Annotated in this window: 8 protein-coding genes; 5 read left to right on the forward strand and 3 right to left on the reverse strand. The window is 71.9% G+C overall.

Annotated elements, in window-relative coordinates:
• Positions 1-114 precede the first annotated feature (114 nt).
• The 3 genes from ACFV18_RS05255 to rarD all read left to right on the forward strand — a co-directional run bounded on the left by ACFV18_RS05255 (position 115) and on the right by rarD (position 4,062).
• Positions 115-1,977: a 2-oxoacid:acceptor oxidoreductase subunit alpha gene (locus ACFV18_RS05255; RefSeq protein WP_380479477.1), complete on the forward strand. Its 1,863-nt coding sequence runs from the start codon at positions 115-117 to the stop codon at positions 1,975-1,977.
• Positions 1,974-3,011: a 2-oxoacid:ferredoxin oxidoreductase subunit beta gene (locus tag ACFV18_RS05260; RefSeq protein ID WP_380479479.1), complete on the forward strand. Its 1,038-nt coding sequence runs from the start codon at positions 1,974-1,976 to the stop codon at positions 3,009-3,011. Before ACFV18_RS05255 ends, ACFV18_RS05260 begins: the two co-directional genes overlap by 4 nt.
• A 112-nt stretch (positions 3,012-3,123) precedes the next feature.
• The gene (gene rarD, locus ACFV18_RS05265) at positions 3,124-4,062 is read left to right on the forward strand and encodes an EamA family transporter RarD (RefSeq protein ID WP_380479482.1); all 939 of its coding nucleotides are present in this window, start codon (positions 3,124-3,126) and stop codon (positions 4,060-4,062) included.
• A gap of 50 nt (positions 4,063-4,112) precedes the next feature.
• Here the strand turns inward: rarD and ACFV18_RS05270 are convergent, their stop codons facing one another.
• Complete coding sequence (locus ACFV18_RS05270; protein WP_380479484.1) at positions 4,113-5,297, reverse strand: outer membrane lipoprotein carrier protein LolA; 1,185 nt, start codon at positions 5,295-5,297, stop codon at positions 4,113-4,115.
• Between the two features lie 183 nt (positions 5,298-5,480).
• Here ACFV18_RS05270 and ACFV18_RS05275 point away from each other — a divergent pair, with 183 nt between their 5' ends.
• Together ACFV18_RS05275 and ACFV18_RS05280 are read left to right on the forward strand one after the other, a co-directional pair.
• Positions 5,481-8,069: a bifunctional FO biosynthesis protein CofGH gene (locus tag ACFV18_RS05275; RefSeq protein WP_380479486.1), complete on the forward strand. Its 2,589-nt coding sequence runs from the start codon at positions 5,481-5,483 to the stop codon at positions 8,067-8,069.
• A gap of 126 nt (positions 8,070-8,195) precedes the next feature.
• On the forward strand, positions 8,196-9,296 hold the full coding sequence (locus ACFV18_RS05280) for an ADP-ribosylglycohydrolase family protein (protein WP_380479489.1): 1,101 nt from the start codon (positions 8,196-8,198) through the stop codon (positions 9,294-9,296).
• Positions 9,297-9,411: 115 nt separating this feature from the next.
• Here the strand turns inward: ACFV18_RS05280 and ACFV18_RS05285 are convergent, their stop codons facing one another.
• Together ACFV18_RS05285 and ACFV18_RS05290 are read right to left on the reverse strand one after the other, a co-directional pair.
• Positions 9,412-9,618, reverse strand: coding sequence for a DUF397 domain-containing protein (locus ACFV18_RS05285; RefSeq protein ID WP_380479492.1), 207 nt, complete (start codon positions 9,616-9,618; stop codon positions 9,412-9,414).
• Positions 9,615-10,472 (reverse strand): helix-turn-helix domain-containing protein, encoded by an 858-nt coding sequence (locus tag ACFV18_RS05290; protein WP_380479494.1) that lies wholly within the window; start codon positions 10,470-10,472, stop codon positions 9,615-9,617. Before ACFV18_RS05290 ends, ACFV18_RS05285 begins: the two co-directional genes overlap by 4 nt.
• Positions 10,473-10,754 lie beyond the last annotated feature (282 nt).

Raw genomic sequence — 10,754 nt, forward strand, 5'->3', positions numbered from 1 at the left:
TCCGCGGCAGTGACCAGTCAGGTCGATCAGTCAGAGGCAGTGGACGGCCCGGGCGGCGAGCGCCGGTCGGGTCCGGCCTCGGCCCGGTCGGGGCCGCAGGGCGGGTCCGGGCGGGTGGCCAAGCCGATTCGGCGGTTGGACCGGGTGATCATCCGGTTCGCGGGTGACTCGGGCGACGGTATGCAGCTCACCGGCGACCGGTTCACCTCGGAGACGGCGGCGTTCGGCAACGACCTGTCCACGCTGCCGAACTTCCCGGCGGAGATCCGTGCCCCCGCAGGCACCCTGCCGGGTGTGTCGAGCTTCCAGCTGCACTTCGCGGACCACGACATCCTGACGCCCGGCGACGCCCCCGACGTGCTGGTGGCGATGAACCCGGCGGCGCTGAAGGCGAACCTGCCGGACCTGCCGGCCGGCGCCGAGATCATCGTCAACACGGACGAGTTCACCAAGCGGGCGCTGGCGAAGGTCGGCTACGACAAGGACCCGCTGGCGGACGGTTCGCTGGAGTCGTTCCGGCTGCACCCAGTGCCGCTGACCACGCTGACGCTGGAGGCGCTGAAGGACAGCGGCCTGGCGCGCAAGGACGCCGAGCGGGCGAAGAACATGTTCGCGCTGGGCCTGCTGTCCTGGATGTACCACCGGCCGACCCACGGCACCGAGCTGTTCCTGCGGCAGAAGTTCGCGAAGAAGCCGCAGATCGCCGAGGCGAACGTGGCCGCGTTCCGGGCGGGCTGGAACTTCGGCGAGACCACCGAGGACTTCGCGGTCTCCTACGAGGTCCCGCCGGCCAAGCTGCCGGCCGGCACGTACCGGAACATCTCGGGGAACCTGGCGCTGTCGTACGGCCTGGTCGCGGCGGGGGAGCGGTCCGGGCTGCCGGTGTTCCTCGGCTCGTACCCGATCACCCCGGCCTCGGACATCCTGCACGAGCTGTCGAAGCACAAGAACTTCGGCGTGCGAACCTTCCAGGCCGAGGACGAGATCGCCGGTATCGGCGCGGCGCTCGGCGCGGCGTTCGGCGGCGCGCTGGGCGTGACCACCACCTCCGGCCCGGGCGTGGCGCTGAAGTCGGAGACCATCGGTCTGGCGGTGTCGCTGGAACTGCCGCTGCTGGTGGTCGACATCCAGCGCGGCGGCCCGTCCACCGGCCTGCCGACCAAGACCGAGCAGGCGGACCTGCTGCAGGCGATGTTCGGCCGCAACGGCGAGGCCCCGGTGCCGATCGTCGCCCCCGCGACGCCCGCCGAGTGCTTCGACGCCGCGCTCGACGCCGCCCGGATCGCGCTCACCTACCGCACCCCGGTGTTCCTGCTCTCCGACGGCTACCTGGCCAACGGCTCCGAGCCGTGGAAGATCCCGGAGATCGACGAACTGCCGGACCTGCGCGTGGAGTTCGCCACCGAGCCGAACGGCCCCGACGGCACCTTCCGCCCCTACCAGCGCGACCCGCACACCCTCGCCCGCCCCTGGGCGGTGCCCGGCACCCCCGGCCTGGAGCACCGGATCGGCGGCATCGAGAAGCAGGACGGCACCGGCAACATCTCCTACGACCCGGCCAACCACGACTTCATGGTCCGCACCCGGCAGGCCAAGGTGGACGGCATCGAGGTGCCGGACGTCGAGGTCGACGACCCGAGCGGCGAGGCCCGGGTCCTGGTGCTCGGCTGGGGCTCCACCTACGGCCCGATCACCGCCGCGGTGCGCCGGGTCCGGGCCGACGGCGGCCAGGTCGCCCAGGCCCACCTGCGCCACCTCAACCCGTTCCCGGCCAACCTCGGCACGGTGCTGCGCCGGTACGAGCGGGTGATCGTTCCCGAGATGAACCTCGGGCAGCTCGCCCTGCTGCTGCGCGCGAAGTACCTCGTGGACGCGCAGTCCTACAACCAGGTGCGCGGCCTGCCGTTCAAGGCCGCCCAACTCGCCGACGTGCTGCACGCGGCGATCGGCACGCTCGACGCGGAGGCGACCCGATGACCGACTTCCCCGCCCTGCGGCTCGTCCCGAAGGCCGACGGCCCGCAGTCCGCGAAGGACTTCAAGACCGACCAGGAAGTGCGCTGGTGCCCCGGCTGCGGCGACTACGCGATCCTGGCCGCCGTCCAGTCCTTCATGCCGGAGCTCGGCATCCGCCGGGAGAACACCGTCTTCGTCTCCGGCATCGGCTGCTCCTCGCGCTTCCCGTACTACATGAACACGTACGGCATGCACTCGATCCACGGCCGCGCCCCGGCGATCGCCACCGGCCTGGCCGCGTCCCGCCCGGACCTGTCGGTGTGGGTGGTGACGGGCGACGGCGACGCGCTGTCGATCGGCGGCAACCACCTGATCCACGCGCTGCGCCGGAACGTCAATCTGAAGATCCTGCTGTTCAACAACCGGATCTACGGACTGACCAAGGGCCAGTACTCGCCGACCAGTGAGGTCGGGAAGATCACCAAGTCCACGCCGATGGGTTCGCTGGACGCGCCCTTCAACCCGCTGTCGCTGGCCATCGGCGCGGAGGCGAGTTTTGTGGCGCGGACGATCGACTCGGACCGGCAGCACCTTCAGTCGGTGCTGCGGGCGGCGGCGCAGCACGAGGGCACCGCGCTGGTGGAGATCTACCAGAACTGCAACATCTTCAACGACGGAGCGTTCGAGCTCCTGAAGGAGCCCGGCACCCGGGACGAGGCGCTGATTCGGCTGGAGCACGGGCAGCCGGTGCTGGTCGGTGCGGACCGGCACGTGGTGCGCGGGGCGGACGGGGAGCTCCGGATCGCGCCGCGGGCCGAGGGGGAGGCCCTCGTGCACGACGCGCATGCCGGTAGCCCCACGACGGCGTTCGCGCTCACCCGGCTGACGGATGCGGACATGCTGCACCACACGCCGATCGGGGTGCTGCGGGACGTGAAGCGGCCGGTGTACGACACGCAGATGGCGGACCAGCTGGCGTTGGCGGAGGAGCAGAAGGGGCGGGGGGAGCTGGCCGGTCTGCTGGCGGGATCCAGTACCTGGACGGTGACTGGCTGAGGGGCCGGAAACACCACCCCGTCAGCAGCAAAAGTGCCGTTTGGGGATGACACCTTCACCCGCGTGCCGCTACCTTTCGTAGGACGTTTCGTGCGCGGGTGAAGGGCGGGCCATGGCGGAGAGCGGGCGGGAGGCCAGGGTCGGGCTCTGGAACGGCTTTGCGGCGTACGGGATGTGGGGGTTGTTCCCGCTGTTCTGGCCGTTGCTGGAGCCGGCCGGGGCGGTGGACATTCTGGCGAACCGGATGGTGTGGTCGCTGGTGGCGGTGGCGGTGATGCTGCTCGTACGCCGGCGCTGGGGGTGGATACGCCCGCTGCTGCGGCAGCCGCGCAGGCTCGCGCTGCTGGCGGTGGCGGCGGCCACGGTCTCGGTGAACTGGGGCGTGTACATCTGGGCCGTGAACGCGGGGCATGTGGTGGAGACCAGCCTCGGGTACTTCATCAATCCGCTGGTGACGATCGCGTTCGGCGTGCTGGTGCTGCGTGAGCGGCTGCGCACCGCACAGTGGGCGGCGGTCGGGGTCGGTGTGGCCGCGGTGGCGGTGCTGACGGTGGCGTACGGGCGGCTGCCGTGGATCGCGCTGACGCTGGCGCTGTCGTTCGCCACGTACGGGCTGATGAAGAAGAAGGTCGCGTTGGGCGGGCCGGAGAGCCTGGCGGTGGAGAGCGCGGTGATGTTCCCGTTCGCGCTGGGGGTGCTGGTGTACCTGGGGGTGCGCGGCGAGGGCAGCCTGGGGCACTACGGCTGGGGCCACACCGCGCTGCTGATGGCCAGCGGCGTGATCACGGCGGTGCCGCTGATGTGCTTCGGCGCGGCCGCGCTGCGGGTACCGCTGACCACGCTGGGGCTGTTGCAGTACCTGGCGCCGGTGTTCCAGTTCCTGATCGGGGTGACGGTCTTCCACGAGTCGATGTCGCCGGCCCGCTGGGCGGGCTTCGGGCTGGTGTGGGTGGCGCTGGTGGTGCTGAGCGTGGACGCGCTGCGCCGGGTGCGGGCGGAGCGGCGGCCGGTCGCGGTCGCGGCGCCCGCGGAGGCGGCGGTCTCCAACTGACGACGCGGGGCCCCGGGAGGTGATCCCGGGGCCCCGCGCACCGATCGTGGTTACTTACCGGAGGCCGCGGCCTGCTCCAGGGTCTCCGGGGTGACGGCGCCCATGTAGATCTTGCCGTCCTTGGTGATCAGGGCGTTGACGACGCGGGTGGACACCAGGGTGCCGCCCTTGACCTCGCGGCCGGCGAACTTGGCGATGCCCTTCGCGGCGTCCGCGCCGGCCTCGCCGCGGGCGATGGCCGTCCAGCCCTCGCCGATGACGCCCGCCTTCGCCCCGTCGGCGCCGCCGGTCGGCAGCGAGGGCAGGCCGGGGACGGACGGCATCGGGTTGGCGGCGTGCTCCTTCGCGGACTGCTCGACCACCTTGGCGCCCTTGGGCACGCTGAACTCGAAGGTCTTGGCTTCCGGCTTGGCGTAGGACAGCGTGCCGAAGCGCACGTCGAACGCGGTGGCGCCGTCCACCGTGCGCAGCTGCACGGCCAGCGGCAGGCCCTTCTCGGCGTCGATGGAGACCCGGATCTCGGCGACGGTGGAGCCGGCCTGCTTGGGCTTGATGCTGAGCTTGTACGCGGCGTGCCCGGCGACCCGCTCGGTGCCGTCCACCGTCACTGAGGTGGTGGCGGAGGAGTGTTCGAGGAGCTGCTTGGCGATGTCCTGCGGGGTGATGGAGCCGATCCCCTCCTTCCCGTCCGGGCGGTGGCCGTCGGTGCCCGCGCCGGTCAGGTGCAGGGCCTGCTGGGAGCTGCGGTCGTAGGCCCACACCTGGTCGCCGTTGTGGACCAGCTCGTAGCCGGACTTCTGGCCGGACAGGGTGAGCCGCTGGCGGTCCGGGCCGTCGGAGACGACGGACAGGGTGTGCGAGCCGCCGAGCAGTTCGACGGCCTTCATCTGCGGGTCGGCGCTGCCGGTCTTGGCGCCGGCGCCGCGGGCCATCTCGCCGAGCGGGCCGGAGCCGGAGGCGAGGTCGGTCAGCGCGGTGGGCAGGCCCAGGTCGGCGTTGACCCGGACGGTTCCGCTGAAGGTGTCGGTGTTCGCGGAGAGGGCCTTGGCGATCAGATCCTGGGCGCTGATGGCCGGCAGGTTCGGCGACTCGTCGCTGGCCAGTGCGGGCACCAGGCCGATGCCGGTGGCGACGACGGCGGCAATCGCCACCGGCACGCCGATCCGGACGGCGGTGCGGCGCCTGCCCGCCCGAGGTGCCGTCAAGTTCTGTACTGCGGTGGCTTCCTGGTCCACTGCGGCCCCCTTCAGAGCTCGTCTGCTGTCACTGTCCATTGAAGCCCCGCGGCCCCCCGTGTCGCGTCGCCCGCCGGCAGCAGATCGCGCTACGTCTCGCGTTGTATCCGGAGTATGGCGACCCTGAGACGCCCTCAGGGTTCGGTAGTTCCACAGGCGTACACCTCGCGTAGGGTCGGGCCCATGAGTCACGAGCCCTCGCTGCCCGTCCCCTCTTCCCCTACGCCGACCGCGATGCGGCGCGCGCTGCGCCGGGCCCGGGACGGGGTGGCGCTGGATGCCGCGGAGGCGGCGGTGCTGCTCCAGGCGCGCGGCGCGGACCTGTCGGAGCTGTGCGGGGTGGCCGCGCGGATCCGTGACGCCGGGCTGGAGCAGGCGGGCCGCCCGGGCGTCATCACGTACTCCCGCAAGGTGTTCATCCCGCTGACCAGGCTGTGCCGGGACCGCTGTCACTACTGCACCTTCGTCACCGTCCCCGGCAAGCTCCGCAAGGACGGCCACGGGATGTACCTGTCCCCGGACGAGGTGCTGGAGATCGCCCGGCAGGGCGCCGAACTCGGCTGCAAGGAAGCCCTGTTCACGCTCGGCGACCGCCCCGAGGACCGGTGGCCCGAGGCCCGCGAGTGGCTGGACGCGCACGGCTACGACGACACCCTGGCGTACCTGCGGGCGATGGCGGTGCGGGTGCTGGAGGAGACCGGGCTGCTGCCGCACCTGAACCCCGGCGTGCTGTCCTGGACGGACTTCCAGCGCCTCAAGCCGGTCGCTCCGTCGATGGGCATGATGCTGGAGACCACCGCCACCCGCCTGTGGTCGGAGCCCGGCGGCCCGCACCACGGCTCGCCGGACAAGGAACCGGCGGTGCGGCTGCGGGTGCTGGAGGACGCCGGGCGCAGCGCCGTGCCGTTCACCACCGGGGTGCTGATCGGCATCGGCGAGACGTACCAGGAGCGGGCCGAGTCGCTGCTGGCGATCCGCAAGGTGGCCCGGGCCTACCAGGGCGTGCAGGAAGTGATCGTGCAGAACTTCCGGGCCAAGCCGGACACCGCGATGCGGGCCATGCCGGACGCCGAACTGTCCGAGCTGGCAGCCACGGTGGCGGTGGCCCGGCTGGTGCTCGGCCCGGCGGCCCGGATCCAGGCGCCGCCGAACCTGGTGGACGCCGAATTCGCGCTGCTGATCGGCGCCGGCATCGACGACTGGGGCGGCATTTCGCCGCTGACGCCCGACCACGTCAACCCGGAGCGCCCCTGGCCGCACATCGAAGAGTTGGCCGAACGGACCACTGAATCCGGGTTCACCCTGCGCGAGCGGTTGACGATCCATCCCGAGTACCTGAAGCGCGGCGAGCCGTGGCTCGACCCCCGGCTGCTGCCGCACGTGCGGGCGCTCGCCGACCCGGCCACCGGCCTGGCCGTCGAGGGCCGCCGCCCCGCGGGCCTGCCCTGGCAGGAGCCGGAGGAGCCGATGACCGGCGGCGGCCGCACCGACCTGTTCCGCACCGTCGACACCGAGGGCCGCACCGGCGACCGCCGCTCCGACTTCGACGAGGTCTACGGCGACTGGGAGTCGCTGCGCGAACAGGTCGCCGTCCCCGCCCCGCGCCGCCTGCCCGCCGAGGTCCGGGCCGCGCTGTCCACCGCCGCCGACGACCCGACGAAGCTGACGGACGATCAGGCCCTGGCGCTGTTCCAGGCCGACGGGGACGCGCTGGACGCGCTGTGCCGGATCGCCGACGAGCTGCGCCGCGACACGGTCGGCGAGGAGGTGACGTACTGCGTCACCCGGAACATCAACTTCACCAACGTCTGCTACACCGGCTGCCGGTTCTGCGCGTTCGCGCAGCGCCGTACCGACGCCGACGCGTACACCCTGTCGCTGGACCAGGTCGCCGAACGGGCCGAGCAGGCCTGGGAGGTCGGCGCGACCGAGGTGTGCATGCAGGGCGGCATCCACCCGGACCTGCCGGGCACCGCGTACTTCGACATCGCCCGGGCCGTGAAGCAGCGGGTGCCGGGCATCCACGTGCACGCGTTCTCGCCGATGGAGGTGGTCAACGGCGCCACCCGCACCGGACTTTCGATCCGCGACTGGCTGACCCGGGCCAAGGGGGCCGGGCTGGACTCCATCCCCGGCACCGCCGCGGAGATCCTCGACGACGAGGTGCGCTGGGTGCTCACCAAGGGCAAGCTGCCCGCCGCGACCTGGGTGGAGGTGGTCACCGCCGCGCACGAGCTGGGCCTGCGTTCCTCGTCCACCATGATGTACGGGCACGTCGACACCCCGAAGCACTGGCTGGGCCACCTGCGGCTGCTGGCCGAACTCCAGCAGCGCACCGGCGGGTTCACCGAGTTCGTCACGCTGCCGTTCGTGCACACCAACGCCCCCGTGTACCTGGCGGGCATCGCCCGGCCCGGCCCGACCGCGCGCGACAACCGGGCGGTGACCGCGATGGCCCGGCTGCTGCTGCACCCGCACATCCCCAACATCCAGACCAGCTGGGTGAAGCTCGGCGCGGAGGGCGCCGCCGAGATGCTCCGCAGCGGGGCCAACGACCTGGGCGGCACGCTGATGGAGGAGACCATCTCCCGGATGGCGGGCTCCGGTTGGGGTTCCTACAAGTCGGTCCGCGATCTGGAGGCGATCGCCGCCCTGGCCGGCCGTCCGGCCCGGCAGCGCACCACCGACTACGGGCAGGTGCCCGCCGAACGGCGCGCGGCGGCCCTCGCCTCGGACGGCCACCTGCCCCGGCTGCTGCCCGTGCTGGAGTAACGGGCCCGCCCTGGCCGCCCGGCGGCGGGCGGATGGATGTTCGGTGGAGCCCGGCGGTTTCGAGCGAGCCTTCGAATACAGTGCGTCTGCTGTCCGACGCCGCCGACCGAAAGGCCCCCACCCGTGATGCCCCTGTGGTCACGCGCCCAGCAGCAGGATTTCCGCAGCCGGGTACGGGGCTGTCTGCTCGGCGGCGCGATCGGTGACGCCCTCGGCGCCGGCATCGAGTTCGAACAGCTGGAGCAGATCCGGGCCACCCACGGCGCGGCGGGCGTCACCGGTTACGTCCGCGCCTACGGGCGGCGCGGCGCCGTCACCGACGACACCCAGATGAGCATGTTCACCGTGGACGGCCTGATCCGCGCCCACATCGGCCGCGACAGCGGCGCCTGGCACCCGCCGTCCGACGTGCACCGCGCCTACCTGCGCTGGTACGCCACCCAGCAGGACTGGGGCCCCGACGAGCGCCGCAAGGACCTCGGCTGGCTGGGCCGTGAGGAGTGGCTGTACGACCGCCGCGCCCCCGGCAACGCCTGCCTGTCCGGCCTGGCCGGCACCGGGGACGGGCCGCTGCCCACCGTCGAGGAGCCGCGCAACCCGAACTCCAAGGGCTGCGGCACCGTGATGCGCGCCGCCCCGTTCGGGCTGCTCACCGCCTGGGACCCGGCCCTGGTGTTCCAACTGGCCGTCGAATGCTCGGTGCTGACCCACGGCCACCCCACCGGCTACCTGTCCGCCGGGGCCTTCGCGGTGATCGTCCACGCGGTGGCCCGCGGCGGCACCCTGGAGGAGGGCGTCCACCTCGCCCTGGCGCTGCTGTCCGAGCGGCCCGGCCACGAGGAGACCACCGCCGCCCTGCGCGCCGCCCTGGACGCCGTCCGGGCCGGTGTGCCCTCCGCCGAACGGGTCGAGGAACTCGGCGCGGGCTGGACCGCCGAGGAGTCGCTCGCCATCGGCCTGTACTGCGCCCTGGTCGCCGAGGACGTCCGCAGCGGCCTGCTGCTGGCGGTCAACCACTCCGGCGACAGCGACTCCACCGGCTCCATCTGCGGCAACCTGCTCGGCGCCCTGCACGGCGAGACCGCGCTGCCGCCCGAGCTGCTGGCCGAACTGGAGGGCCGCGGCGCGATCCTGGAACTCGCCGACGACCTGGTGCTGGAACTGCTGCACGGCCCCGCCCTGCACGGCACCGAGGGCTGGAACACCCGCTACCCGGTCGGCAGTTGAGGCCCGGGCGGGCGGCTGCGACGGTGCCCGCCGCAGCGGCCGGGGCCGGGCGGATGCCACGGTGCCCGCCGCAGGGGGAGCGACGGGCACCGTGGGGTGGGCAGGGAGCCGTGGATCAGACCTCGCCGAAGGCGCCCGCGGCGGCGGCGGCCGCGAAAGCCGCCCAGCTCGCGTTGGAGAAGTGCAGCTGCGCGCCGTGCGGGTCCTTGGAGTCCCGGACCGCGATCGAGGCAGAAGACGGGACGGCGATCTCGACGCACGCGCCGTTGCCGCCGCTGTAGCTGCTCTTGCGCCAGGTCAGGGTCTCGGTGGCCTTGCTCATTGCATGAACTCCTCTGCCAATTGGGTGATCATCGACCGGCTCTCCGTGACACTCAGCGCCGCGGCTCGCAGGTGGTCGTAGAGATTGGTATAGCGGCGTACGTCGGCTTCCTTCTCCAAGTAGAGATCGGCCGTCACTCCTTCGAAGTAGACGACCGTGGAATCTGCTGACTCGGGGAACTCCATCAGGGAGAATGTCCCGGTCATCCCGGGGTGGGCACCGTTGCTGAACGGTATGACCTGCAGGTTGATGTTCGGTCGTTCGCCGAGCTCGACCAGCTGGAACAGCTGCTCCGCCATCACCTGCGGCCCGCCGACCTGGCGGCGCAGCACCGCCTCGTCCACCACCACCCACAGGCTGCCGAGCTGGTCCTCGCCGTGTATCCGGTGCTGGCGCTTGAGCCGCACCTCCACCCGGCGGCGGATCGCCGCCGGATCGGTGTCCGGCTGGGTGCCGGTCACCACTGCCTCGGCGTACTGCGGGGTCTGCAACAGCCCGGGCACGAACGAGGATTCGTAGGCCCGGATCGACGAGGCCTCCGCCTCCAGTCCGATGTACACGCTGTACGGGATGTCCCCGAACTCGTGCCACCAACCGCGCTGGCGCGACTCCTTGGCCATCTCCATCAGTCCGTTGCGGACCCGCTCGTCCTCGACCTCGTAGACGTCGCACAGGTCGCGCACATCGCGCGGGCTGATCGAGCGGCGGCCGTTCTCCAGTCGGCTGATCTTCGACTGGGAGACCATCAGGCGGCCGGCCACCTCCTCGGCGGTCATCCCTCGGAGTTCGCGCAGCCGCCGGAGCTCGGCGCCGAGCCTGCGGCGGCGGACCGTCGGGTTCACGCTGGCGGACACATCGACCTCCGGCCCCACTACTGGCAACAGTGCGGTAATTGGTACCAACCCCCTGACGCTGAGCAGCATGCCACCTCAACTGCGGTCCACGCCCGGGATTCGCCGCAGCACGGTAGAACAGATCATCGGAAAATAGCTCAATGGGGGCGGTGGTACTTGCGGACCCCCCGCCCCACGCGCTAAAGGGCATCCCTTGTGCCCCAGGGCACTTGACGCGGGGTCGGACATCGGCCGGCGGGCGAGAACGGGGAAAGGCGGTCGGCCCGGTGCATCGCACCGGGC

Origin of the sequence: Kitasatospora sp. NPDC059673 (assembly GCF_042734215.1) — a bacterium.
GTDB lineage: Bacteria > Actinomycetota > Actinomycetes > Streptomycetales > Streptomycetaceae > Kitasatospora.

Coding starts and splice junctions, on each gene's coding strand:
- ACFV18_RS05280 (WP_380479489.1), top strand. CDS start 8,196: ATGCCCCTGTGGTCACGCGCCCAGCAGCAGGATTTCCGCAGCCGGGTA.
- ACFV18_RS05260 (WP_380479479.1), top strand. CDS start 1,974: ATGACCGACTTCCCCGCCCTGCGGCTCGTCCCGAAGGCCGACGGCCCG.
- ACFV18_RS05275 (WP_380479486.1), top strand. CDS start 5,481: ATGAGTCACGAGCCCTCGCTGCCCGTCCCCTCTTCCCCTACGCCGACC.
- ACFV18_RS05285 (WP_380479492.1), bottom strand. CDS start 9,618: ATGAGCAAGGCCACCGAGACCCTGACCTGGCGCAAGAGCAGCTACAGC.
- rarD (WP_380479482.1), top strand. CDS start 3,124: ATGGCGGAGAGCGGGCGGGAGGCCAGGGTCGGGCTCTGGAACGGCTTT.